The sequence below is a fragment of the Bradyrhizobium sp. MI1.10 genome (assembly GCF_055811035.1).
The window spans coordinates 158,708-180,458 of record NZ_JBVVPN010000013.1; the positions used below are offsets into that span (position 1 = coordinate 158,708).

28 protein-coding genes, 1 tRNA gene and 1 pseudogene are annotated in these 21,751 nt (G+C 61.9%); 11 read left to right on the forward strand and 19 right to left on the reverse strand.

Annotation, left to right across the window (positions count from 1 at the left end; genetic code table 11):
- Window positions 1–48 precede the first annotated feature (48 nt).
- Window positions 49–375 (forward strand): hypothetical protein, encoded by a 327-nt coding sequence (locus AC0L3K_RS16045; protein ID WP_219678648.1) that lies wholly within the window; start codon window positions 49–51, stop codon window positions 373–375.
- A gap of 254 nt (window positions 376–629) precedes the next feature.
- Here AC0L3K_RS16045 and AC0L3K_RS16050 read toward each other — a convergent pair whose 3' ends face one another.
- The 5 genes from AC0L3K_RS16050 to AC0L3K_RS16070 all read right to left on the reverse strand — a co-directional run bounded on the left by AC0L3K_RS16050 (window position 630) and on the right by AC0L3K_RS16070 (window position 3,449).
- The gene (locus tag AC0L3K_RS16050; RefSeq protein ID WP_473366324.1) at window positions 630–1,877 is read right to left on the reverse strand and encodes a tyrosine-type recombinase/integrase; all 1,248 of its coding nucleotides are present in this window, start codon (window positions 1,875–1,877) and stop codon (window positions 630–632) included.
- A 187-nt stretch (window positions 1,878–2,064) separates the two neighbouring features.
- On the reverse strand, window positions 2,065–2,262 hold the full coding sequence (locus tag AC0L3K_RS16055) for a hypothetical protein (protein ID WP_473366325.1): 198 nt from the start codon (window positions 2,260–2,262) through the stop codon (window positions 2,065–2,067).
- A complete protein-coding gene (locus tag AC0L3K_RS16060; RefSeq protein WP_473366326.1) occupies window positions 2,262–2,414 on the reverse strand; it encodes a hypothetical protein in 153 nt (50 codons plus the stop codon). Before AC0L3K_RS16060 ends, AC0L3K_RS16055 begins: the two co-directional genes overlap by 1 nt.
- Before the next feature lie 220 nt (window positions 2,415–2,634).
- Window positions 2,635–2,895, reverse strand: a complete 261-nt coding sequence (locus AC0L3K_RS16065) for a hypothetical protein (protein WP_473366327.1) — start codon at window positions 2,893–2,895, stop codon at window positions 2,635–2,637.
- Complete coding sequence (locus tag AC0L3K_RS16070; protein WP_473366328.1) at window positions 2,892–3,449, reverse strand: hypothetical protein; 558 nt, start codon at window positions 3,447–3,449, stop codon at window positions 2,892–2,894. Before AC0L3K_RS16070 ends, AC0L3K_RS16065 begins: the two co-directional genes overlap by 4 nt.
- 463 nt (window positions 3,450–3,912) lie before the next feature.
- Here AC0L3K_RS16070 and AC0L3K_RS16075 point away from each other — a divergent pair, with 463 nt between their 5' ends.
- From AC0L3K_RS16075 to AC0L3K_RS16095, 5 genes and pseudogenes are all read left to right on the forward strand, one after another.
- Entirely contained in the window at window positions 3,913–4,206 is a 294-nt protein-coding gene (locus AC0L3K_RS16075) for a hypothetical protein (RefSeq protein WP_473366329.1), read from the forward strand.
- Complete coding sequence (locus AC0L3K_RS16080; RefSeq protein WP_473366330.1) at window positions 4,199–4,513, forward strand: hypothetical protein; 315 nt, start codon at window positions 4,199–4,201, stop codon at window positions 4,511–4,513. The genes AC0L3K_RS16075 and AC0L3K_RS16080 overlap by 8 nt, the downstream gene beginning before the upstream one ends.
- A gap of 607 nt (window positions 4,514–5,120) precedes the next feature.
- Window positions 5,121–5,894 carry a YkgJ family cysteine cluster protein gene (locus AC0L3K_RS16085; protein ID WP_473366331.1) on the forward strand — a complete coding sequence of 258 codons (774 nt, stop codon included), beginning with the start codon at window positions 5,121–5,123 and terminating at the stop codon, window positions 5,892–5,894.
- A 3-nt stretch (window positions 5,895–5,897) separates the two neighbouring features.
- Window positions 5,898–5,963 (forward strand): annotated as a pseudogene (locus tag AC0L3K_RS16090) (SEC-C metal-binding domain-containing protein); the annotation flags it as partial.
- Window positions 5,964–6,014: 51 nt separating this feature from the next.
- On the forward strand, window positions 6,015–7,478 hold the full coding sequence (locus tag AC0L3K_RS16095; protein ID WP_473366353.1) for a hypothetical protein: 1,464 nt from the start codon (window positions 6,015–6,017) through the stop codon (window positions 7,476–7,478).
- Window positions 7,479–7,513: 35 nt separating this feature from the next.
- On the opposite strand, the gene AC0L3K_RS16100 is transcribed toward AC0L3K_RS16095, so the two are convergent.
- From AC0L3K_RS16100 to AC0L3K_RS16165, 14 genes are all read right to left on the reverse strand, one after another.
- Entirely contained in the window at window positions 7,514–7,684 is a 171-nt protein-coding gene (locus tag AC0L3K_RS16100; protein WP_473366332.1) for a hypothetical protein, read from the reverse strand.
- Window positions 7,685–9,382, reverse strand: coding sequence for a terminase large subunit (locus AC0L3K_RS16105; protein WP_473366333.1), 1,698 nt, complete (start codon window positions 9,380–9,382; stop codon window positions 7,685–7,687).
- 159 nt (window positions 9,383–9,541) lie between these two features.
- Window positions 9,542–11,407, reverse strand: coding sequence for an SGNH/GDSL hydrolase family protein (locus AC0L3K_RS16110; RefSeq protein ID WP_473366334.1), 1,866 nt, complete (start codon window positions 11,405–11,407; stop codon window positions 9,542–9,544).
- A 305-nt stretch (window positions 11,408–11,712) separates the two neighbouring features.
- Window positions 11,713–11,958, reverse strand: coding sequence for a hypothetical protein (locus AC0L3K_RS16115; protein WP_473366335.1), 246 nt, complete (start codon window positions 11,956–11,958; stop codon window positions 11,713–11,715).
- 61 nt (window positions 11,959–12,019) lie between these two features.
- A complete protein-coding gene (locus AC0L3K_RS16120; protein ID WP_473366336.1) occupies window positions 12,020–12,220 on the reverse strand; it encodes a cold-shock protein in 201 nt (66 codons plus the stop codon).
- Window positions 12,221–12,222: 2 nt separating this feature from the next.
- Window positions 12,223–12,525 (reverse strand): hypothetical protein, encoded by a 303-nt coding sequence (locus AC0L3K_RS16125; protein ID WP_473366337.1) that lies wholly within the window; start codon window positions 12,523–12,525, stop codon window positions 12,223–12,225.
- On the reverse strand, window positions 12,522–13,112 hold the full coding sequence (locus AC0L3K_RS16130) for an HK97 family phage prohead protease (RefSeq protein WP_473366338.1): 591 nt from the start codon (window positions 13,110–13,112) through the stop codon (window positions 12,522–12,524). The genes AC0L3K_RS16125 and AC0L3K_RS16130 overlap by 4 nt, the downstream gene beginning before the upstream one ends.
- Before the next feature lie 8 nt (window positions 13,113–13,120).
- Window positions 13,121–13,717: a hypothetical protein gene (locus tag AC0L3K_RS16135; RefSeq protein ID WP_473366339.1), complete on the reverse strand. Its 597-nt coding sequence runs from the start codon at window positions 13,715–13,717 to the stop codon at window positions 13,121–13,123.
- 6 nt (window positions 13,718–13,723) lie between these two features.
- Window positions 13,724–14,581 (reverse strand): hypothetical protein, encoded by an 858-nt coding sequence (locus AC0L3K_RS16140; RefSeq protein ID WP_473366340.1) that lies wholly within the window; start codon window positions 14,579–14,581, stop codon window positions 13,724–13,726.
- A 69-nt stretch (window positions 14,582–14,650) separates the two neighbouring features.
- Window positions 14,651–15,055, reverse strand: a complete 405-nt coding sequence (locus AC0L3K_RS16145) for a hypothetical protein (protein ID WP_473366341.1) — start codon at window positions 15,053–15,055, stop codon at window positions 14,651–14,653.
- Between the two features lie 3 nt (window positions 15,056–15,058).
- Window positions 15,059–15,490, reverse strand: a complete 432-nt coding sequence (locus AC0L3K_RS16150; protein WP_473366342.1) for a hypothetical protein — start codon at window positions 15,488–15,490, stop codon at window positions 15,059–15,061.
- A gap of 53 nt (window positions 15,491–15,543) precedes the next feature.
- Window positions 15,544–15,876 carry an HNH endonuclease gene (locus tag AC0L3K_RS16155; protein ID WP_473366343.1) on the reverse strand — a complete coding sequence of 111 codons (333 nt, stop codon included), beginning with the start codon at window positions 15,874–15,876 and terminating at the stop codon, window positions 15,544–15,546.
- A gap of 232 nt (window positions 15,877–16,108) precedes the next feature.
- Complete coding sequence (locus AC0L3K_RS16160; RefSeq protein WP_473366344.1) at window positions 16,109–16,861, reverse strand: hypothetical protein; 753 nt, start codon at window positions 16,859–16,861, stop codon at window positions 16,109–16,111.
- A gap of 262 nt (window positions 16,862–17,123) precedes the next feature.
- Window positions 17,124–17,200, reverse strand: a tRNA-Pro gene (locus AC0L3K_RS16165).
- A gap of 68 nt (window positions 17,201–17,268) precedes the next feature.
- Here AC0L3K_RS16165 and AC0L3K_RS16170 point away from each other — a divergent pair.
- The 5 genes from AC0L3K_RS16170 to AC0L3K_RS16190 all read left to right on the forward strand — a co-directional run bounded on the left by AC0L3K_RS16170 (window position 17,269) and on the right by AC0L3K_RS16190 (window position 21,739).
- Window positions 17,269–18,258, forward strand: coding sequence for an L-threonylcarbamoyladenylate synthase (locus AC0L3K_RS16170; protein ID WP_473366345.1), 990 nt, complete (start codon window positions 17,269–17,271; stop codon window positions 18,256–18,258).
- 22 nt (window positions 18,259–18,280) lie between these two features.
- Window positions 18,281–19,708 (forward strand): FAD-binding oxidoreductase, encoded by a 1,428-nt coding sequence (locus AC0L3K_RS16175; protein ID WP_473254355.1) that lies wholly within the window; start codon window positions 18,281–18,283, stop codon window positions 19,706–19,708.
- Window positions 19,705–20,148, forward strand: coding sequence for a GNAT family acetyltransferase (locus AC0L3K_RS16180; protein WP_473254356.1), 444 nt, complete (start codon window positions 19,705–19,707; stop codon window positions 20,146–20,148). The genes AC0L3K_RS16175 and AC0L3K_RS16180 overlap by 4 nt, the downstream gene beginning before the upstream one ends.
- Window positions 20,149–20,157: 9 nt before the next feature.
- Window positions 20,158–20,739, forward strand: a complete 582-nt coding sequence (locus tag AC0L3K_RS16185; protein WP_473254357.1) for a GDP-mannose pyrophosphatase — start codon at window positions 20,158–20,160, stop codon at window positions 20,737–20,739.
- A 70-nt stretch (window positions 20,740–20,809) separates the two neighbouring features.
- Window positions 20,810–21,739 carry a hypothetical protein gene (locus AC0L3K_RS16190; RefSeq protein ID WP_007594885.1) on the forward strand — a complete coding sequence of 310 codons (930 nt, stop codon included), beginning with the start codon at window positions 20,810–20,812 and terminating at the stop codon, window positions 21,737–21,739.
- Window positions 21,740–21,751: the final 12 nt, after the last annotated feature.

Genomic DNA, 21,751 nt, shown 5'->3' on the forward strand with positions numbered 1-21,751 from the left:
GCGCGCCACTTCGCGCTGTAGAGCATTTGGCGCTGTGAGGTATTTGCGATGACGTCCGACCCCGAGGAATCGGTCAGGCTGCAAGGCTACGGCGAGATGACGTTGCGCACAGCCGTCGCGACGCTGATGGCGCTCGCACCAGGCGAACGATCCGACGCAGCGATCTTCCGCGTCCGCGATGGCGTGCGGCTCGCATCGAGCGAGGTCGCAGAGCTAGCGTCGGAATGGGGCATCACGCCAACGCCGGAGATCAGGTCGCCGAACCTCGTCCCGGAGCAACATTGGACACACGTCGTTCGCGGCATGGTGCGCGAGGCGCCGCTGCCGGCGCTGATGGTGGCATTCATGATCGGCGTGCTGGTGGCGCGGCGGTAGTCCTCTGACCTAGCTTACAACGCCGAGTCATTGATATCGGCAAATGCCGAGCCATGCCGCTCACACAAGCCGCCCTGCCCGGCCAAATCGGCCGTGGACCCGCCCCGAAAATCGTTGCAAGAAGGCGCTCCCGGGCGCCGGCGGCCGGTCCGCCAAGCCATTGGGAACGAGCCTTAGGAAAACGTCGACTTTTGGAAGAATGGTCGGAGTGGCAGGATTCGAACCTGCGACCCCTGCGTCCCGAACGCGCCGTTTCACTTTGTACCTCTTGAATTTTTGATGTTTTTCGTGTCGTTCACGGCGGTCTGTGCCGTTTTGTTCACGGGTTTTCTGTCCCGGTTCTGTCCCGACATTCGGGCCGCAACGTCGCTCTGAAAGTCTGGATGATGGTGGCCATACACCCGCTCCAGGAGCTCGGGGCTCATACCTAGGTAGCCAGCCGCCTCCCAGATGTCGGAGCCCTGCTGCATCGCCCATGTCGCCGCGGTGTGGCGGCAGATGTGCGGCGTGATATGGCGATCAATTTTGGCCGCTCGGGCAGCGGCCGCGAACGACTTTCGTACCGACCCCACGGGCTTACCGTTCCACTCGACTACCGCGTGGCGAGCGATGCCAAGGCGTTTCCAGCGCCGCAGGTGAGCCAGCAATCGCGACGGCAACCTGACTGGCGGCTGCCGCTTATTGGTTTGCCGCGCACCCTGGCGACGCCTGTAGAAAACACCGCTATCAGTGTCGACGTAGCCGCGACCCACGGCCGGTGTCAGGGCAGCAGAGCAAATGGCGCCATGTCGCGTGCCAGTGTAGAAGCCAACGAGCATGAAACGGGCGACGTGGCGACCTACATCTCGGTCTGTGATGCCCTCGCCCATTTTCTGGCGCGCCCGCCAGGCTGCCCAGATGAGCCGCGCCGCCTCTGACCGGGTAAGCCAGTCTTCCTTTGGGTCGCTTTTCTCCGGCAGTGCTACACCGACGAATTCCGAGCAGAGTCCTTCGGTGCGGTGGTGGTTGATTGCCGATCGCAGATCCTCAAGTTCTCGCCTTGCACCGGCGGCTGTCACCATCCGCGCGGGATTACCGGTGACATCCGGCTTCGCCGCGCGCCGCGGCTGCGCCGTCCTGTGAGCCACGTATTCCCGGCAGGTGGTGCCATTGACGTCCGCCAGCGTCTTATCGCCCCACCAGCCGGCCAACGTCATGACGCGGGCCTTGGTGATGGTCGGATCCGAATGCTTGGGCGCCTTGTCGATCAGGTAGATGTTCAGCACGTCAAGCACTAGGATCTGAGAGGGATGACGTCCGCGGTCTCGCGGGACGGTATATTTCTTGGCGATATAGTCGCCGAGGGCTTGCTCAGCGCCTTCGCGGTCTGCTCGAGCGCAGCCCGTGCGGACCTTGTTCTTTCCGTCTCGGATAACCCAGGTGGAGTGGCGGGCGAGCCGCCCCTCCGCGTCGCGTTCCTCGGGCTCGAGCCAGAGGCGCGCTCCCTTTGCTCTGCGCGGCATTGTTCCCTCATGTGGTTGATGGCCTGCAGTGTCACGAATTGTTTGCCGGCGATGGTCTCCGGCACCAGCCTGCCTTTCGATATCTCGCGGCGCAAACCCGAAACAGTCATCCCGCCCGCGGGAAAGGCTATCTTGACCGCTACCGACAGTCGAAGCGGCGTCGTTTCGTCAATTTTGGCGTCGGAGATCATTTCGAGATGAGCTCCGCTTCGACGATCAGCCGGATTGCTTCGAATTCCGTCAGCGTCGGCTCGCCACGCTTCTTGATCCACCGCTTCAGCAATTTACGTTGCTCCGGCGACAGCAACCCCGCGACGGACCGATGATCCATGGCATCGAGCTGCACCTTCGCAAGTAGCTGAGCATGCTCCAATGACACGGCCATCAGCTCGCCGCCACCGCAGCATTGTCGAACGTTGGAGTCCTAGCGCCGGTGGTGACGATGATTTTGCCGCCGCGCTCGACCTCAACGCGCTGGATTTCGAGCCCGGCAGCAATTAGAACATCGACCGTCTTCCGAATATCGGCGGGCTTCACGCTGTGCGGTCCAATAGACATTTGCGAGACTCCGTGTTGCTGATTTGGCGTTAGTCTGGTTTAGGCGCGCAAAGTCACATTCTCAGCCGTTCATTCCGTTGTCCCCAGCTCGCCCACAGGTTCAATCGGGAATGGCTGCCACACTTTGGGCAGGCGGAGCAGTCGAAAGCCCGCCGGCGTGAACCGGCGGGCCTCTCTCTTACTGTCAAACGCGGCGCATTCAGTTAGCCCTCGCACCCGGTTCAACATCAAACAGTGCCAGCGCGGTCTCGCCGTCCCCGCAGACGGCCCCCAGGATCAGGGCGCCGAGCTTAGCCATGTAGTCGGCCGGCACGATCAGCTTGATCTGAACATTGGCGAAACCATCACCCTCAATCGACGGCAGGGTGAAGATTAGCCGCTGGTTGGCGCCCATGTTGTCGATGCGGGAAAGTTCGGCGACGAACATGTCCATGGCGTTGTCGACAAGATGCTTGGTCATGCCATCACCGTATGCTGCCAGTCCTGCGTCCCGACCTGCTCGAGCAAGCCGTCACGGTCGCCAATGCCTGATCCGGCGTGGTCGAGCTCCAGGTCGCGCCGGCCGCCCGCGGCCCACGCGTGTTGGCTGTGGTGATGGTCCAGGCTGCCAAGGGACGGCTCGTCGTCGACATCGTCCCGCTCCTCGTCGTCGCTACCGCCCATTGCCCACCGGACCTGATCAAGAGCGCGATCGAGTGCGCCGAGGCTCGGTTCGGCATCATCGGGCAACTCGCATTCGTCGTCGCATGAGCCGCCAGCGGTTGGCTCAAGGTCGGGATCGGCGTCGAGCTGGTCCAGGAAGTCGATCAGGTCCTTGACGAGCTGTCGAGCATGGGGAGCCATCCCGCCGTCGATTGGCGTGCCCATGAACGCCTCAAGGCGAAAGGCGATGCGTTCAGAGGCATTAGCGAGTCGTATGATGGCCTGATGCCAGGCCGGGCTTGCGGCGGCGGCCGCAAGCGCCGCAAACGGCTCCTGCGCAGCCACAGCGGCGTTCTTGGTGGATGGTTTCATGGTGGTTCTCTGGATTTACCGGCTTGTCACGGCCGGGTGCCAGCGGTCAGCGCTGGCGCCGGGAGGGTGACAACACCGCCAGAGACGATGCGCGACGGCCTTTCCCCGAAGGGTCTTGTATAGCCGCCGCTCTCCCGGCATACTGCGCCGGTCGCGCCGACGGCTATCGGCACGTTCGCTTCGATGGCGATGGATGATCCCGGCAAGGATCGCCCTGCCATCGCTCTGGTACCAAACAGGCCCGGCAAGGCCTTTGGCGGGAGTTGTCACGCTCCGCCGACCACCACATCTGATTTGCGTTAAAAAATCCACCCCCTTTCGGGGCGCTTCGGCGCGTTCGGCGTTACAGATTCACGCCATTGCGCGGGCAGCGCGGGTTCCATTGACAGGCGGTAGGGATTCGGAGTCATCTGCCTTGTCGTCGCTAAATTCGATCTTAACTGAGCGCCGCTAACGAGTTTTTATGCCCATCTTTGTTCTCCTTCCGCAAAACGAAGTCGCTCAGCAGAATCTGCCGGGCGCAGTCGCGCGGGCGTATCCTGAGGCGAATAAGCAGCTCGCCAACCACAACTGGATGGTTGCAGGCAAAGGCACAGCACAAGAAGTCTCGGCCAGGCTAGGCGTGACGAACCCTAAGGATCCTGCTGCGTCGCCTGTGGGTACGGTAATGGTGCTCGAGATCGCGAGCTACTACGGCCGCGCAACCACGGACATTTGGGACTGGGTTAAGGCGAAGTGGGAGGCTACTGGTGGCTAAGAAGCCGGCCGGCCCGCCGGATACTTCAGCGCCGGTTACGGTGCCCATCGATTTCCCAGCAGTGACGCCTCGGGATTTGCACCCCACGTCCGACATACGATTCGTCATTCATGAGCTCGGCAAACTTACGTCTCAGGTCGAGCGCCTAGTTACCGACGTTGAGGGACACGGCAAGAAGATCGGCGAAGTCAAGGACGCCATCACTTTTGTGAAAGGCGCGATTTGGGTGGTAGGCGGCGTCATCGCGCTGCTAGGCGTGGTTTTCGGGCTTATCATGTCCGGGAAGGTCTCGATCGCCTTCCACTGATCTGGCGCGCCGCCCCTCCTGAGGGCGGTACGTCACTAGGTGACGTAACCGGAGACGAATATGACCGAGGCTGCTTCACCTCGCTCACAAGCCTGCATATTTTTCCCAAATTTTCGGCTTTTTACGCGCGCAATCTATTGATCTCGCGCGGTGGTTGCGGTTGGATCAGCTCCGGGACTGGGGGCAAACTTTATGATTCGACCAGCAACTCTGCTTGTTTCGATGATCTACGCGACAGCCGCCTATGGACAGGCAACGCCAGCGGCAACAGCAGCGCCGAAGGCAACACCCGACCCTCCAGCCTATTGCCGATCAGCAGCGCAGATCCTTTTCAAGGTGGCGCCGGCGATGCCGAGATAGCTGCAGTGGCGCGCAGCTGTCGGCGCGGCGACGTCATTGCCATCAATACTGGGGCGCAAGGCTCGGTGTTTCAGGTTGGCCGCCTATGCGACTTCACCAAATCAGTCGTCGTTATGGGACCGCAGACACTCTGCGTCTTGGCTGCTGAGCGCGCCCTCAGATGACCGACATGATTTTGTGGCAAGCAAGGCAGCTTCTTGTCGCTGCACTAACCACTCTAGAATGAACTGATGGGAATCTCTGCGCCATGGATCGAAACCAACGTAGGCTAGCGAAAAAGCAAGCGCCAAAAGTCGTCGCAGGCGGGATCGACCCGTCCGAGCTCAACGAGTTCATCGTTGCAGAGCTATCGCGACAGATTCATGGCCATCTCGGTCGCGCCAAGCAGAGCTTCAGCGTCGATGCAACGATGGAGTATTTGTTCTCAAAAATCGATTTGACTGTATCGGCGATGGCCGACATTCCCATCGCTTGCGGTCGGGGATGCTCACACTGCTGTAACATTTGGGTGAGCGCCACGGCACCCGAAGTCCTCTTTCTTGCAAAGCGTCTGTCGACGCAGGCCGGCACTCGCGTGCTTGAGGCGCATGAATTCACCAAGTCGTTTTCCCACGAGCAACGACCGTACAATCCCCACCCGTGTCCTCTCCTCAATGCTGATGAATGCTCCGTTTACCAGGACCGCCCCTTGTTTTGCCGGCTCGCGTCGTCCGGCGACGCAGAGATTTGTCGTCGGTCATATAATAACGTCACCGATGAGGATATTCCCACGCCGATGATGTACATCGTGGGGCGCGATGCCTACTCAACTGCACTCTCTGTCGCATTAAAGGGAGCGGGTCTTCCGCACATCTGCTACGAGCTCAACAGCGCCCTCCACATCGCGCTAAATACGCCAGACGCAGAGAGAGCTTGGCTTTCCGGGGACGACATCTTTGCCGCGGCACTCACTCAAGAGGACGCAGTCCCATTCGAAGAGTCGCCCGGCCATACCATGCTTTATGAGATGGTTTTCGAATAGCGGATGACGAAGAGAAACGCGCCTTGCACATGCGGCTCTGGCAAGAAATTTAAGCATTGTCACGGGCGCCACGGGGCAGACGAGCGAAGCGAAGTCCTGCGCCGCCGGCGCGAGGCAGAAATGCGCGATCGTCAGGCCCAACAGGGGCTCGGCAAGCCTATACAATTCTACAAGGTCAAGGACGGCATTGCCCTAGTTATCGGCCGCTCTCTCATGATCGGCCGCTGGCAAACGTTCACTGACTTCTTGCTTGACTACCTAGCAGAACGCATGGGGCGATCGTGGATCGCAAACGAAATGCGTAGGGGAGCGGATGGTCATTTGATCGGACAGTGGGCTTCCGCTATGCGCAACGCCGGCCCCGTGCCACCGCCCGGAACCGTTACATCCAGGACAATCAACAATGGTTTTCGAAGCATTCTTTCGCTTGCGTACAACCTCTATCTGATCGAGCATCACTACGAGCAGTACGAGAAGCCGCTGTTTAGCCGGATTGTCGCGCGACTGCTCCGGTCTGAGGGCTTTCTAGCGACGGTGGCCGAGACAAATGCCGCAGCGTCTTTCCTCAAAGCTGGCTTCATGCTGGAGTACGAGGACGACCTTCAATCTGGCCATCATGCTGAATTTGTCGCCACGTATCCTATGACAGGACGGCGCTTCTCTGTTGAGGTGAAGACCAGATCTGCGCCGTTGCGGCCAGAGACCACGTTGAAGGAGCAGATCAAGCTAAAGAACAAGCTGTCACAGGCGCTCAAGAAAGACCTGCCGTGGTCACGTGTTGTTTTTGTCGACTTGAACTTGCCAAATCTGATCGTCGATCATGAGGATCAAATTCTCGCCGAGGTTCTTTCGGAGGTCGAGGAAGCCGAAAGCTCTCTCAGAATAAAAGGCGCACCCGCTCCGTCGGCGTATTTGTTTCTGACGAACCAGCCATTCCACTACAACCTTACATCGCTGGAAGGAGCGCCGTTGATTGGTGCGCTCGGGTTCAAGATTCCGACGTTTCAGCCGCGAGGCGTCATCACCTTTCGCGATCAGATCCTCGCGAGAGAAGCCCACCCGGAAATGCAAGCACTGATGCAGTCTATGGCCGTTCACAGTGAGCCGCCGTCCACGTTCGATGGCAAGGCCCCAGAATTTGTCTACAGCCCTGCCGAATTTCCCCGATGGCTGGTCGGCAATGAGTACCTTGTCCCAGGACCGAACGGCGCTGAGGTGATTGCCGCGCTGCAGAGCGCGTGCGCGATGCCAGACCAAGGCAAAATGCTTGGCATCTTTGCGTTAAACAGAATGAACTTTCCTGTTGAATCTCCAATGACACCCCAGGAAGTGGCCGTTTATCGCCGGAGTCCTGAGACATTCTTCGGAGTGGTTCAGAACGTTACGAAGCCAGTCAAAGGCGCGGCGGAATTGGCAGACTTCTTCTACTCTGTCTACAAAGACACTCCCCGTGAGACCCTCTTGGAATGGATGAAGGACCATCCCTTATTCGATCGCGTGCGGAATTTTGCTCAGAAAGACCTAGCAATATGGGTTTGCGAGCAATGGGGGCTCGGAGCAGACCAGCAGCAGGGACGGGGATGATGCCAGGACTCGTTCTGCTGCATAAGCCGTTTTGCTTAGTCCAACGCTTTTAGTCGCTCAAGCTCTGCCAGCGTCTCGGCATGTTCGGCATAATCGATGCACCACCGCTCTTCCGGCCGGCCGGCGAAGCGCCTGGCCTCCTGACGCCAATACGTCGCTTTAAGCCTCAGCTGCGCTTCGATCTGGGACCCATCTAACTCATCCATTTATACCACCAACAACGGCTTTGTTTCATAAGCCGACGGTCCGCCCCCCGGCAAAGCGGGATCGAGCGACATCAGATCCGTCGCATTGAACGTCGCCATCAAGGCATCGATCTTTGCCGTCCCGCTCGCCTGTTTTGTTATGAGGATGCCGTTAGCACGCTGCTCCACTTTGGCATTGCCGACGCACCAGGCCATGAGCGGTTGCCCGCCGTGGGAAAATGAACCGTCGGCCAAGTGCCGCTCCAGCGTCTTAATAGCGCGTCCTAGCTGCCAACCTTGGCCGACGCCGACGATCCGCTTCTTGGCATTGTTGTCGATCCCGCGCGCCGCCAGTTCGTCGAGCACCTGCCCGATGCCGATCGGATCAACACCGATCGCGTTCTCGCCGGGCAGCTTCCGTGCCTGGTCGAGGCGCTGAATGATCGAAACCAGTTCTTCAACGTCATCGCCAATGCGGTCGACAATCGTCAGATCTCCAGCTTTCGCCAGATCCCGCAGCACCGGTGCGATCGATTTCCGGCGCTCCAGGACCCCGCCATGAACCCACGCGCGAGCGTGGTGCAGCCATTTCCGCGTCCCTTTTTCGCGGCCGATCGCGGCGAAGCCAACCATATCATCGAGCCCCCCGCCATCGATCCCGCAAACGATAACGTCGCTGCGCTCGATCAACCCCTCGAGCGTGACCACGGGGTCGCCACACCGCTCCCAGTAATCGGCGCCGATCCAACGGTCAGACCGCAACCCTAGGCCGATCTCGATATTGAGATGCTGGCTGGCCCAGCGGCGGAATTCCTCCTCGCTGGTATCCTTCGCGGCTTGGCAGTCCTCCACAAGCCGCTCGATGGTGATCGATCTGCCTCGATTCGGAGTCACCATGTGCCAATTTTCCGGATTGCCCCACTTCTCCGGGTCGCTCGCAATATCGTCCGGGAATTCATACAGGATCGGCAGCATCGCGCCCTCGCGCTTGCCGTCGCGGATATCCCGCGCCTTGTCCAGCTCGGCCTTGAAGACACCGGCCGGCGGGCGCTCGGATTGCGTGGTGATGAACGTCAGGAACCCCTCCGGCTGGGATATCAACCCACCGCGAAGCTGGCCGATTACGCGGTCAGCGTTCGCGTTAGTGCTCACCACGTGCAGCTCGTCCATCAGCGCGCCGGCCGGCTTGACGCCCGTCAGCACGTTAGGATCGAATGACTTAACCTGAAGCGTGGCGCCAGTCTCTAGCCATGTGACCTTCTTAAGGTGCGGTTGCACTCTCATCATGTCGCGCCGGCTAAGCCGCGCGTCTGCTGCAATCATGCCTTCGACTTGGTTGAAGGCAATCTCGGCGATGGGCTGCGTCGGGGCGATCAGGAGGAATTCGGCGTTCGGACGCACGTTGATCAGCAGCGACGTAAGCATCAGCGCCGCGCCGTTCGACGTCTTGCTCGATTTCTTCGGCGTAAGTAAAAACGGTTCGCGCACCATTCGCTCGCCGCCGACAATCGAACCGTGCAACGCGCGGACGATGTCGCGGAACCAATCGCCCGCAGCATCCCTCAGTAGCGGCTTTCCAGGAACGTCGGGCAAGCGCAGGCGATCGAAAATGTTCACTGCTCTTTGTGCAGCGAGCTGGTCGAGCAGAGGCAGCTGCGGCACGAGCGACTCGCCTTTGCGGATTCTGTCCTGCCAGTCCTTGACTGCTAAATTCCACACCGAGCATCACACTCCAGAATCGACTTCAACGGGTCGAGCCGTCCAGTTGACCGTTGCCTGTGTCATAGCTTCTGTCCCACTTCGTCACAATCGCCCGCCCACATGCCGCGGTAATACGTGCCCTTGGTCATCTGTCAGGAGGTCTCACATCGCGCCCCGCTAGTCGCCGACAATGTAGTTGATGTGCTCCATCACGACTTGGGTGGCTCCCGAAGGCAGAGCCTGCATTCTGACAGTGCCGTCCGTCTCGACGTAAGTCATAGCCGGAGATTGGTTTGTCGCGTTCGTTGTGCAGCCAAAGAAGCGCCTGCGGGCCGGCCACATCGTGGTGGGCAAGGTGGTGATGATCGTCCCAGTAGTACTCGTCCCAGGAACAATGGTGCCTTCCAGTTGAACATTCTGCCCGCGACGGCGAGCCCGGAACGACTGTCCCGCAACGGCAGACCATCCATTCTGGAATGTCAGCGCGGTGTTCAGCTGCGCCAGGCTCGGTCTGACAGCCCTCCGTAGCGTTTCCGGCAGAATGACTTGCGTGATCAGGTCCGCGATCTGCATGTTGAAGGATTCGAGCGGGTGGATACCGCCGTCGTTCGCGCCATAGGGCGTATCAAGCCACGGCACGCCGACCGCTGAGGTCGCGTTGAGCCCGCGGCCAAAGCGCCATGCCCGGTAAGTGTCGATGAAGACACACTGATATTTTCTCGCCAGTTCCCGGTACATCGGAGAGATCGTTTCGAGGTACCGCTCGTCGCGCGCATTCAGCGTCAGCGTCGCGATGTTTGGCACCTTCAAAATGATAGCCGTGCGGGTCACGGGGAATGTGCCCCTGTAAGTCGCAAGAGCCGCGTCAAGCGACACCCGCACCAGCTCGGCCGCCGCTTGAGCTTGAGCCTCCGTGTTCACGCCAGGGTTCGGCCCACGCAGATAAACATCGTTGATACCCGTTCCGATGATGGCGACGTGGGGAGAGATCGCCATGCTTGCCGGGATTTGCGTGGTCCGGAGATCTTCGGATGTCGTCCCACCAACCGCCCGGTTGGTGAACTGGCAATCGAAGCCGTGAAGCAACAAATTGTTCTGGATGAGCGTCGAGAGGACGTAATTCGTATCCGTGATTCCGTTGCCGATAATCGTGCTGTCGCCCATGAAGTCCATCTTCGTCCCGGAGGCGTTTCCGGTACGGAAGATTTCATGGAGGATGTTGAGATATTCCTTCCCTTCAACGATCGGGAATTGCTCCCCGCGCGTGTTCCATCGCCGCGCGCGCCCTGTAACCGCTTCGGGTATCTCGATGTATCCGGAGCCGCAGAAATAGACGCCCTTCGGGTTCGACGGCTCGGCCGAACAGTGAAAGATGCCGCCATTCAGCGCGATGACGCCGCGCCAGCCTGCCGCTGCAATTGCAGCAGTGATCGCGGTCAAATCATCTGTCACACCATCGCCGATTGCGCCGAACCATGCGACATCGATAACGCCTCCGGACAGGTCAAGTTGCCACCAATGACCCGCGGCCTCCTGAAATGCCATTGGGCCCGTGGATGTGCCGGGGATATAGGTCGCGTAAGACAGTGGCGCGCCGGCGGCGTAGCGCGTCACCTTGACCGCTTGCACGCCGACCGGGATGGTCGCGGCAATCGCCTGCGCGCGGGTGTCGTACTGATGCACCTGGTTGGCGAGCGCGGACGCCGAGGATGCCGCCGCGGTGGCCGAGCCCGCCGCCGCGCTCTGCGCCGCAACCGCCGCAGCCAGGATCGCGGAGGCATCGACCTGCGCCGAGATCAAGAGCTGGTAATGATCGACGGACCAGGCCATCAGCACCTGCTGGCCGTTGACCAGAGAATTCGCCGCCAGATCGAGGCCGAAGGCGTTCTTGACGGCGACAGCCGTGCCGGCGTTGAGCGCAATCGTGGTCGCCGCCGTGTTGTTCGCGGTCGGCGTCAGCAGATAGAGCTTTTTGCCCGGAGCCAGCGGCGTTTCCGGCGCCGACACCGTCAGCGCATTGGCAGTCCCGCCCGTGACCGACAAAGTGACGATGCCGTTCGGAAGGTCGCCGATGCGTAGCCACGAGCCAGCTCCGGAGGCGCCTTGCTTGACATACATGCCGTTGTTTGCGGAGGTCGCATCACCATAGACCAGCGCCGTGACATTGGCGGCATGCGCAAGATCAGCATCGAGCGCGACTTTCGAGGCATAACCAAGCCCCGGCCCACCACCGGCGAGCAGCGTCTCGAATAGCGTGCCCCAGGCAACGATCTCGGATTTTTTCGGACTATTCGGGCCGGAGGCGGGAACACCAGGGATCTGATAGGGACGCCAGATTTCAGCGGCGGTCAGCATCGGACATCATCCTTTGAGGTGGGCAAAAGTGAAACAGCAACTGCAGCGCCACCAGTCGCGACGTCGATCGGCGGCGGCTCATAGCCGGAGCGATCGTCGAACAGCGCGCCGTCGCTAAAGGCAATGGCGCGGGCATTCTTGACGCTGCCGGAGATGTTCGAGGCGTTGCTGGCCTCATTTCGTTCACACATAGCGAATTCCTTCTGATCTATCGTCCGCGGCATAGACTGATCGTCCATCGCCCCTCATTAGAGCCGCCGATCGCCAGGATGCTTCATGGCGGCCGGGGCAATGCTTCCATCACATCACACGGACGTTCCGCGCCTGCATCTTGCCGCGGCGGTCGTCGAAAACAGTCTCAAACGTGACCTGGTCGCCCTGTTTCAGCACATCGCGATTGCTGATGTCCTGCGCGTGGACGGAAATGTCGCCACCACCCTCCGCAGGTCGAATGAACCCATAGCCGCGACCAGTCCAACCCACGCAAACGCCCGTAGCCATTTTCAGTGTGTCCTCATGGAGCGATTGGCCGCCGGCAGCGCGGCGCGAAACGCCTGGAGTGCAGCCCGGCGGTAGTCGCGAATGTCGTCGGGATCGAAACCGAGATCAGCCAGGAGCGCGATCACGCTGTCGATGCATTCGCAGACAGACGTGTCAGCCCTGCGCATCAATGCGGCATTCATTCGGGGGTAAAGGGGATTTCGTTCAAGAGCGGATGCGAGGAACTCACCCGTCAAATTCCCCGCGAGCGTCGGCCGATTTGAATCAACCATCGGCGCCATTGCTTGGATATCAGCCTCTGTCATTGTTGCGGGCTCACGGCGGCTAGGCTGCGGATCTCGATCAAGCGAGCTTCCCGCAAGCGATCCGCACGCGTTTGCGGCGGATGTTTCAGTTTGAGAAAATCGACGTCGCGGAGACGCTTGGCTCGGCCCGCGTCCACGCCATTGCGCGAGCGCTGCACGATGACCGCGGCAGGATTACATCCCACGGCAACCAGGGACACCTCGTGGCAGCGCCATTTCGTGTATCGCCAGCCACCCCCGTTAATCATCTCGCGTTCGATCGGATCGAATCCGATGCTGAGATCAGTCAGGACTCCAGCCTTGCAGAGCTTCCGGTATTCGTCCGCGGTTTCGGTGGTGCCTTCCGGAGCGAACGTGATGAAGGCTTTCACCTCATTACCCGAGACCAGGAGCTTGGCGCGGCCGATCGGTTTGCTCGCGTCGTGATTTGCCAACATCACCACGTCCGAGTTGCGGGTCTCCATACCGGACACAACCACGATATCATCGGAATAGTCGGTCACCTCGCGCGTCGCGATGCCTACTGCGTTCAGCGGGCCAACGTCCGCAGACCGGGAAATCGAGATGTTGAAATTCTTGCTGGTCATTGCCGCCCCTACGCGTAAGTGCCGGCGCCCGCAACGACGAGCGCGTCGGCTTCCGGCTTGTAGAACGCCTTTGTCAGGCCGTTCAGGATGGTCCCCGGGCTGGTGCCGACTGGCACCGGGAAATTGGCGAGCCGCACATAGTTGTTCGTAAGCGTGACGTTCACCGGGGAGGCAACCTTGAGGTCGGCCGCCTGATTCACCCGGATGGCGGTCGCGCCAACGGTTCCGATCGTGATGAGTGGATCGGCCGGCGACGCCGGTGCGGGTGGTGCGACGTTGGCCACGAAGGTGATGAGCGCTCCCGGAATGTCCCCGTAGCCGCGATAAAGCCCGAACCCGAGCAAGGCGTTTCCGAGATTTCCGGGAACGGTCGCTGTTCCGACCAATCCCCTAGCGCTCTGCTGACCATTTACGTCCACCGGATACACCTCGACGGCGGGATCAATTGTGATCGTCACCAATTGATCGCCGGGGCGTCCACGCGGACCGTAGACCTCCGTCCAAATATCGAGCGTGTGCGGCCGGTCGACTTCGCCCCGCTCAACAATCTTGGTGTGGATGCGTCCGCAGAGGACGCCGTTACCCATTCGCGCCGGAAGTGTCATGGTCGCCTAGCCTTCGAGCTTTTTGAGGTTGGGCAGTGCGTCGGCAAATTCGCCGGCACCATTTTGCACCGCGGTTTCCGCGACTTTTTCGGGCAGCGCGATGACGTCATTGCGCTGGCACTGCGCGCCGTCCGGCGCTTCAAACCCGGGTCGGACAACGCGGATCAATCTCTCGCCCGACTTGGCGATATCGATGCGAGGTTCGCGCGCAGGCCGCGCTGGTCGCTCCTCACGGTCGACCAGGGACACACGCCCAGCACCGTGGCCGGGCGTTGGCGCCGGCGGCGGTACATAGGCTTTTCGAGGATGCTGCACTGGCATTGGCGGCGTGAGCCCGGCGGCGGCTTCCGCCGCCCGTTCCACCTCCCCCTCGAAGTTGGCGATGGCCACCTTTTCGATGATGTTGATCAGAGGCGGAAAGGCCGAGAACTCGGCTGAGAAGCCATTCTCGATTGCCTCTTGCCTGACATCGCGAGCCGCGTTGAAGGCCTTTAACGCGACCCGCATTGTTTCGACCAATTTCCGGCTTGCTGCGATGTATTGGTCGCGGAGCGCCGCCGCTTGCTGGACGCGGCGCACGCTGCGCAGACCGCTTAACTTCTGATGGAGCTCCGGCTCGAAAAGCTCCAGCCGCTCAAGCGTCAGCCGATGGCTGTCCATTTCATGATCGAGATCGGCAATTTTTTTGTCGGATGCATCACTGCGCAGGAGCTTGTTGCGACGCTCACGCCCGGCGATTATCGCGTCGTTTGCGGCGTCGCGCTCCGCATTCAAACGGCCGATCGCAAGCTCTACGCCTTCGACCGTGTCGTGGTCGCCGACGTCCCTTCGGATCAGACCAACAATGTCGCCGATGATTCCCATTTGGTGCTCCTGTACCGAGCCACCATGCCTCCAGACCGTTCGCACGGTCCTAGGGGTGCCGTGCGAACCCTAAAGTTTCTTTGCCGCGTTGATGACGTCCCAGATATGGCGTTCGGATATCCATTGGCCGCGCCCGAGTTGAAGGATTCGAAACATCAGGCGCCGCTTTTCACTAGCGCCAGCGGCCAGTCCAGTCTTGCTCTCCCGTGCCCACGCGCTCGCCTGATATCGCTCTAAGTCTGCCGCCATTGAGGTGGCGATGGCGTTCGCGGTTCCTTCGTAAAGTTTGCCGAGCTCGCCGATCTCCTGATCGCAAAATGTGCTGCGCAGAACCAATCGCAGGCGCGGGGTTTTGTCGGTGAGAATTGTGGCCAGCGTCGCCAGATCAGCATCATCGAGCTTACGCGCTAACGGGCGCGCATATCCGACCGCAAAGCGGTAACAGCTTTCGAGATTGTCATCGTCATATTCCATAGTTCAGTTCGCCCGGCCAGCCGGCTGCTTTTTGTCCAGCAATCCGTCCCAGCCATCGTCAAAGAAGTCGGATTGATCGGGCTGCTGCGCCGTCCCTGGCTTCGGCATGCCCGCAGCGCGATTGATAATCTTTTCGGCAGCAGAAACCCGCGCGGCCTCGCTCTCTCCGTTCACGGCAATGTGGACCAGGGTGGCCATGGCTATGTCCACCGCTGCCTTTGCCAGCGCTTCGGCACTCTGTCCGCTCACCTCCGGAATCTCAGTGATCCGCGGCGCGCTCGGCTTCTTCTTGCGGCCGGCTCCCTTCCGCGCGCCACCACGGCCGACATTTTTGGAGGCTGTCATTCTCATAAACTCCAAGTTGTACTGTCTGAATTCCGTTGATAGTCCGTTTGAAATTCGATCACCCAGGGCTCGAAAGTCTGTGGCTAACACCAGATGCGGTTCCTCGATGTTTGATTTGGTTCGTTTTTATACCCCCTTCCCCCTCACCATCGTCGCGCCATCCGCTTTGCTTTCTCTTCGTTGGTCTTCCGCGTGTGACAGCTGCCGCAACGGAGCATGATGTTGTGCTGGTCGAGCATCGCGCCGCCATCCTGCAGCTCCACGATGTGGTCGCCAAACACGCGCATGCCTGTGCGGCCAGGCGTTCTGCACGCGGGGTCCTCACATCGTCGACCGCGGTGATTGATGATGTTGGCGATCAATGCGCGCCATTCCGGTGTCGAGTAGACCGGATCGGCACGCTTAGGCCTTGGCTGAAGGCGCTGATCGGCTTTGCCGACGCGCGAACCCAGCAGCGTCAAACGTGGTTGCTTCATCGCACAATCGCCCCGACGTATCTTGCCAGCACTGCCGCGGCGGACTGAGCTTGGCCTTCATCCAGGATCGGCGCCGACACCCAGCGGATGTCGCCTCCTCCAGAGACATGCTCGACCAAATAGGTCGTTGATCCGTCGACACGGTCACGGCTTGGCACAATGCTGACGCGTCCACCCAGTCTTTGGACGTCGGATGGATAGATTGGTCGGCGATTTCGGCACTGTTTCGTCGTCATGCAGCACCTCGCAGTGGCGGCCCGTGGCCGTCCCGGGACCTCGATTCCTCGCCGAGCCTCTTCCTTTTTGAATCTGTGCTCTTCGTGGGGCTCACCATTTTCAGCGTTTTGGACCCTATCGGCCTTGCAGCCGAAGGACCTCGCTTGATCCAGGCGGTCCACTCGCGCGAGACGATTTCGATCAGGTTCGAGAGGTTCTTGCGGCCGGGTTGCGGACGCTCGGTGATCTTGAGTAGGCTTAGCCGGCGCGCCTCGTGGATGGCATTTTGAACCGAGGTTCGACACACGCCGGCCAACGCGGCGATTTTGTCGATCGGGAAATCGCAGATCCCGCGGCGCTTGATCTCGGCTGCGATGACGCACAGGACGGCTCGCTGGCCTTCTGTGAAATGATGGCGGAGGTTGTCGGGCAGCGCACTGGAGCCGCCGAGCATGCGCCGACGATCGCGGGATGCTTTCCGGTCAGGTGAGCGCTGTGGGCGCCGTCGCGGAAAGCGGCTGAGACGACTAGGAACCACGAACCTGCCGACTGACGTCCGATGGCTGAGCGGACGGCGAGCTTGGATGCAGGTTGCTAGGAACGTCGCGTCGTCGTCCGAAACGTGGCCGGTGGCGTTGGCTCCCCATAGTAGTCGGCTGGCTGCATCGAGCTGGTCTGGGGATTCGCAAGCAGCGATGTCGCCATACAGCTTCACCGCTGCAGGGCTCTGCAGCGTCGCGCCGGGCGCGATCTCGGCCGTGACCGTCATTGCGGCACCGCCCGGCCACAGCCGAGTTCCGCAACGGCTGCCGCGGTCGCTGGCGGCAAATGGAAGTCCGCCTTCAGGCGACGCGCCTGCAACGCTTGTAGCCCCTGTGCGGGGGTGCTATTTGTTTGGGTGCTGAAGTTGAATTTGCGATTGGGGGCTGCCTTGCCAGAGGCGGCCCTTCGCATTTCAGGGCTGTCGGGCGGGTCCAGATGGTTTCTGTCCCGATAACTGTCCCGGTAAGGTAGGTTTGGCGTGAAAATAATGGTCGGAGTGGCAGGATTCGAACCTGCGACCCCTGCGTCCCGAACGCAGTGCTCTACCGGGCTGAGCCACACTCCGACAAGAGGCCGGCTTATAGCGTCGGGTTTGGCGCACCGCAAGCGGCCGAGCTGAGGAATCTTATCCCTGTGAAAACGGGTCTTGAAACGCTGATTTTACCGGCCGGCGAGGCTGGCGCGGAGGCTGCCGCCCGGACATTGGCCGCCGGCGGGCTGGTCGCGTTCCCGACCGAAACGGTCTACGGGCTCGGGGCGGATGCCGGAAATGCCGGCGCGATTGCCCATCTTTACGCCGCCAAGGGGCGGCCGGCCTTCAATCCGCTGATCGCGCATGTCGCCGACCTCGCGGCCGCGCGCAGGATCGGGCGATTCGACGCCTGCGCCTCGCGCCTTGCGGAGGCGTTCTGGCCGGGGCCGCTGACGCTGGTGGTGCCGAAGACGGAAAACTGCCCGGTGGCCGAGCTTGCCACTGCGGGCCTCGACACGGTCGCGATCCGCATTCCGGCCCATCCGGTGGCGCAGGCGATCCTGCGCGCCTTTGGCGGGGCTGTGGTGGCGCCGTCTGCCAACCTCTCCGGCCACGTCTCGCCGACGCTGGCAGCTCATGTCGAGGGCGACCTTGCGGGCCGGATCGACCTGATCGTCGACGGCGGGCCGGTTACGGTCGGCGTCGAATCGACCATCGTCGGCTGCTTTGCGGCGCCGATGCTGCTGCGGCCCGGCGGCCTGTCACGCGAGCGGATCGAGGCCGTGCTCGGCGCACCGCTGGCGCGACTGCCGGCGGAGGCCGACAGCGACGACAGCCAGCCGCTGGCGCCGGGCATGCTGGCCTCGCATTACGCGCCGCGCGCCCATGTGCGGCTCAATGCGCAGGACGTCGCGCCGGGCGAAGCGCTGCTGGCGTTCGGCCCCGCGCGCCTGCCTGGCCTGAAGGCCGCTGCCGCGGTCATGAATTTGTCGCCCAGCGGTGATCTCGATGAAGCCGCCGCCAATCTGTTCGGCTATCTTCGCGCCCTCGATGAGAGGCGCCCGCGGGCGATCGCGGTGATGACGATCCCCGAGGAGGATCTAGGCGAAGCGATCAACGACCGGCTGCGCCGGGCGGCCGTGGCGAGATAAGAGCGAAGCAAGAGACAAGACAATGAACATTAATCATTCCGCCACCCCTCCGCTTGCGCCCGAGCTGATCGAACAATTCCGCAAGATCGTCGGCGAGAGGCACGCGATCACCGATGCGGCCGACATCGAGGCCTATGTCACCGAGGAGCGCAATCTGTTCCACGGCCGCTCGCCGCTGGTGCTGCGCCCAGGCTCGACCGCGGAGGTCGCCGCGATCTGCAAGCTCGCTTCGGAGCACAAGATCGCGCTGGTGCCGCAGGGCGGCAACACCGGGCTCGTCGGCGGCCAGACCCCGCACAATGGCGAGGTGGTGGTGTCGCTGCGGCGGCTCGACAAGATCCGCGAGATCGACACCGCCTCCAACACCATGACCTGCGAGGCCGGCGTGGTGCTGCAGATCGCGCAGCAGAAGGCCGCGGACGTGGACCGGCTGTTTCCGCTTTCGCTGGGCGCGGAAGGGAGCTGCACCATCGGCGGCAATCTCTCGACCAATGCCGGCGGCACGGCCGCGCTCGCCTATGGCGTCGCGCGCGAGATGGCGCTGGGGCTCGAGGTGGTGCTGGCGGACGGGCGCGTGCTCGGCGTGCTCTCGAAGCTGAAGAAGGACAACACCGGCTACAATCTGCACAACCTCTTCATTGGCGCCGAAGGCACGCTCGGCATCATCACCGCGGCGACGCTGAAGCTGTTTCCGAAGCCTCGGTCGATCGAGACCGCCTTCGTCGGGCTGAAGTCGCCGGACGCCGCGCTGAAACTGCTGGCGATCGCGCAAAGCGAGGCCGCCAATGCGCTGACGAGTTTCGAGCTGCTCTCGGAGATGGCGGTCGATTTCTCGATCCGCCACGGCATCGACGTGCGCGATCCGCTCGCGCAAAAGCATGCCTGGTACGTGCTGATGGAATTGTCGTCACCCGGCGACGACGCCCGCACGCCGCTGGAGACGATCCTCAGCCGTGCCATGGAGGACGAGATCGTCGACGACGCGGTGATCGCGGCCAATCTCACCCAGCGTGCCGGCTTCTGGAAGCTGCGCGACGAGATGTCGTCGGCGCAGAAGCCGGAGGGCGGCTCGATCAAGCACGACATCTCCGTGCCCGTGGCCACCGTGCCCGCCTTCATCGCCGAGGCCAATGAAGCCGTGGTGAAGCTGATCCCCGGCGCGCGGCCGGTGCCGTTCGGCCATCTCGGCGACGGCAATCTGCACTACAATGTCAGCCAGCCCATCGGCGCCAACACCGCGGACTATCTGGCGCGCTGGCACCAGATGAACGCGGTCGTGTTCGCGATCGTGCTGCGCATGGGCGGCTCGATCTCGGCCGAGCACGGCATCGGCGTGCTCAAGCGCGACGAGCTTCCCGATGTGAAGGACAAGACTGCAATCGAGCTGATGCGACAGCTCAAGGCGATGCTCGATCCGCTTGGAATCATGAACCCGGGAAAAGTGCTGTGAGTGCGCTCACGATCGACGCGATCACCGACGCGGATGTCGAGCCGGTGGTCGCGCTGTGGCAGCGCTGCGGCCTGACCCGGCCGTGGAACGATCCGCATGCCGACATCGCGCTGGCGCGGCGGCGCGACAATTCCACCATCCTGCTCGGCCGCGACGGCGGCGCCGTCGTCGCTACCGTGATGGTCGGCCATGACGGCCATCGCGGCTGGGTCTATTACGTCGCCGTTGACCCCGATAGCCAGAAGCGTGGCTACGGCCGCGTCATCATGGCCGCGGCCGAAGCCTGGCTGCGCGCGGCTGGAATTTTGAAGCTGCAGCTCCTGGTCCGCCGCGGCAATGAGCAGGCCAATGCGTTCTACCAGTCGCTGGCTTTCGAGGAATCGACCTCGGTGATGTTCCAGAAGTGGCTCGACGGCCGCACCACAACGCCAAGCAATTGAGACCGAGCCATGACCATTTCCGACCGCGTCCGCATCAAGGACGTCCGCGTGCTCTCGGACAACTGGACCACGCTGAAGAACACCACGTTCGAGTACCGGCGCGCCAATGGCGAATGGCAGACGCAGCACCGCGAGACCTATGAGCGCGACAACGCCGCCGCCGTGCTGCCGTATAATCTCGCACGGCGGACCGTGATCCTGGTGAAGCAATTCCGCCTGCCGGCCTTCATCCGCGGCTACGACGATCTCCTGATCGAAGCCGCCGCCGGCGTGCTGGACGATGCCTCGCCCGAAATTCGCATCCGCGCCGAGGCCGAGGAGGAAACCGGCTATCGCCTGCACCACGTCGAAAAGGTGTTCGAGGCGTTCATGAGCCCCGGCGCCATCACCGAGAAGCTGCATTTCTTCATCGCCGAATACGAGCCGGAGATGCGGGTCAGCGACGGCGGCGGCCTCGAACACGAAGGCGAGGACATCGAGGTGCTGGAGCTCGGCATCGACGAGGCGCTGGCGATGATCGCGGACGGCCGCATCATCGACGCCAAGGCGATCATGCTGCTGCAGCATGTGGCGCTGCATGTGTTTCGGTGAGCTTGCTTACTCTTGAGCTCTCCCCCGACTATCTCTAGTCTATCGCCAACAAGAACCAGGAGACGCGCCCATGTCCGCTTCGCGCGACGACGAATTCGGCTTTGCGCCCGACTATGACGCCCCCGTCCCCTATATGCAGCGCACGCGGGACTATTACGCCGCGATTGGCTACACCACGGCGTATCGCTGGGCCCATTACACCGAGGCGCCGTTCCAGCCGCTGAAGAAGCCGCTGTCGCAATCACGCGTCACTATCATCACGACGGCCGCGCCGTACGACCCCACCAAGGGCGACCAGGGCCCGGGCGCGGCGTATAATGGCGGCGCGAAATTCTACCAGGTCTATGACGGCGACACGGCGAAGCAGCACGACCTTCGCATCTCGCATATCGGCTACGACCGCAAGCACACCACGGCCACCGACAACGGCACCTGGTTTCCGCTGCCGCAGCTTTTGAAGGCGAGCGCTGCGGAGCGCATCGGCGAGGTGGCCCCGCGCTTCTTCGGGGCGCCGACCAACCGCAGCCATCGCGTCACCCTCGACACCGACGCGCCGGAAATTCTGGCGCGCTGCCTTGCCGACAAGGTCGATGTCGCGGTGCTGGTTCCGAACTGTCCCGTCTGCCATCAGACCACGGCGCTGGTGGCGCGGCATCTCGAGGCCAACGGCATTCCGACCGTGATCATGGGCTGCGCCAAGGACATCATCGAGCACGCCGCCGTGCCGCGTTTCCTGTTCTCGGATTTTCCGCTCGGCAATTCCGCCGGCAAGCCGCACGACATCGTCTCGCAGGCGCAGACGCTCGAGCTGGCGCTGAAACTGCTGGAGACCGCGAGCGGCCCGCAGACCACCATGCAGTCGCCGCTGCGCTGGAGCGAGGACGCCTCCTGGAAGCTCGACTACAACAACGTCGCGCAGCTCTCAGCCGAAGAGCTGGCGCGCCGCCGCGCCGAATTCGACAAGCAGAAGGAGATCGCGCGCGGCAATCGCGCCGCCTGACGTCCTCCGACA

What these genes read in the sequence shown, in the direction of transcription:
- AC0L3K_RS16160 (WP_473366344.1), bottom strand. Translation starts at nt 16,861, where the DNA reads ATGACGGTCACGGCCGAGATCGCGCCCGGCGCGACGCTGCAGAGCCCT.
- AC0L3K_RS16055 (WP_473366325.1), bottom strand. Translation starts at nt 2,262, where the DNA reads ATGGCCGTGTCATTGGAGCATGCTCAGCTACTTGCGAAGGTGCAGCTC.
- AC0L3K_RS16140 (WP_473366340.1), bottom strand. Translation starts at nt 14,581, where the DNA reads ATGGGAATCATCGGCGACATTGTTGGTCTGATCCGAAGGGACGTCGGC.
- AC0L3K_RS16075 (WP_473366329.1), top strand. Translation starts at nt 3,913, where the DNA reads ATGCCCATCTTTGTTCTCCTTCCGCAAAACGAAGTCGCTCAGCAGAAT.
- AC0L3K_RS16175 (WP_473254355.1), top strand. Translation starts at nt 18,281, where the DNA reads ATGAACATTAATCATTCCGCCACCCCTCCGCTTGCGCCCGAGCTGATC.
- AC0L3K_RS16135 (WP_473366339.1), bottom strand. Translation starts at nt 13,717, where the DNA reads ATGACACTTCCGGCGCGAATGGGTAACGGCGTCCTCTGCGGACGCATC.
- AC0L3K_RS16085 (WP_473366331.1), top strand. Translation starts at nt 5,121, where the DNA reads ATGGATCGAAACCAACGTAGGCTAGCGAAAAAGCAAGCGCCAAAAGTC.
- AC0L3K_RS16185 (WP_473254357.1), top strand. Translation starts at nt 20,158, where the DNA reads ATGACCATTTCCGACCGCGTCCGCATCAAGGACGTCCGCGTGCTCTCG.
- AC0L3K_RS16100 (WP_473366332.1), bottom strand. Translation starts at nt 7,684, where the DNA reads ATGGATGAGTTAGATGGGTCCCAGATCGAAGCGCAGCTGAGGCTTAAA.
- AC0L3K_RS16145 (WP_473366341.1), bottom strand. Translation starts at nt 15,055, where the DNA reads ATGGAATATGACGATGACAATCTCGAAAGCTGTTACCGCTTTGCGGTC.
- AC0L3K_RS16115 (WP_473366335.1), bottom strand. Translation starts at nt 11,958, where the DNA reads ATGGACGATCAGTCTATGCCGCGGACGATAGATCAGAAGGAATTCGCT.
- AC0L3K_RS16065 (WP_473366327.1), bottom strand. Translation starts at nt 2,895, where the DNA reads ATGACCAAGCATCTTGTCGACAACGCCATGGACATGTTCGTCGCCGAA.
- AC0L3K_RS16050 (WP_473366324.1), bottom strand. Translation starts at nt 1,877, where the DNA reads ATGCCGCGCAGAGCAAAGGGAGCGCGCCTCTGGCTCGAGCCCGAGGAA.
- AC0L3K_RS16130 (WP_473366338.1), bottom strand. Translation starts at nt 13,112, where the DNA reads ATGACCAGCAAGAATTTCAACATCTCGATTTCCCGGTCTGCGGACGTT.
- AC0L3K_RS16045 (WP_219678648.1), top strand. Translation starts at nt 49, where the DNA reads ATGACGTCCGACCCCGAGGAATCGGTCAGGCTGCAAGGCTACGGCGAG.
- AC0L3K_RS16125 (WP_473366337.1), bottom strand. Translation starts at nt 12,525, where the DNA reads ATGACAGAGGCTGATATCCAAGCAATGGCGCCGATGGTTGATTCAAAT.
- AC0L3K_RS16155 (WP_473366343.1), bottom strand. Translation starts at nt 15,876, where the DNA reads ATGAAGCAACCACGTTTGACGCTGCTGGGTTCGCGCGTCGGCAAAGCC.
- AC0L3K_RS16070 (WP_473366328.1), bottom strand. Translation starts at nt 3,449, where the DNA reads ATGAAACCATCCACCAAGAACGCCGCTGTGGCTGCGCAGGAGCCGTTT.
- AC0L3K_RS16095 (WP_473366353.1), top strand. Translation starts at nt 6,015, where the DNA reads ATGCGCGATCGTCAGGCCCAACAGGGGCTCGGCAAGCCTATACAATTC.
- AC0L3K_RS16190 (WP_007594885.1), top strand. Translation starts at nt 20,810, where the DNA reads ATGTCCGCTTCGCGCGACGACGAATTCGGCTTTGCGCCCGACTATGAC.
- AC0L3K_RS16120 (WP_473366336.1), bottom strand. Translation starts at nt 12,220, where the DNA reads ATGGCTACGGGCGTTTGCGTGGGTTGGACTGGTCGCGGCTATGGGTTC.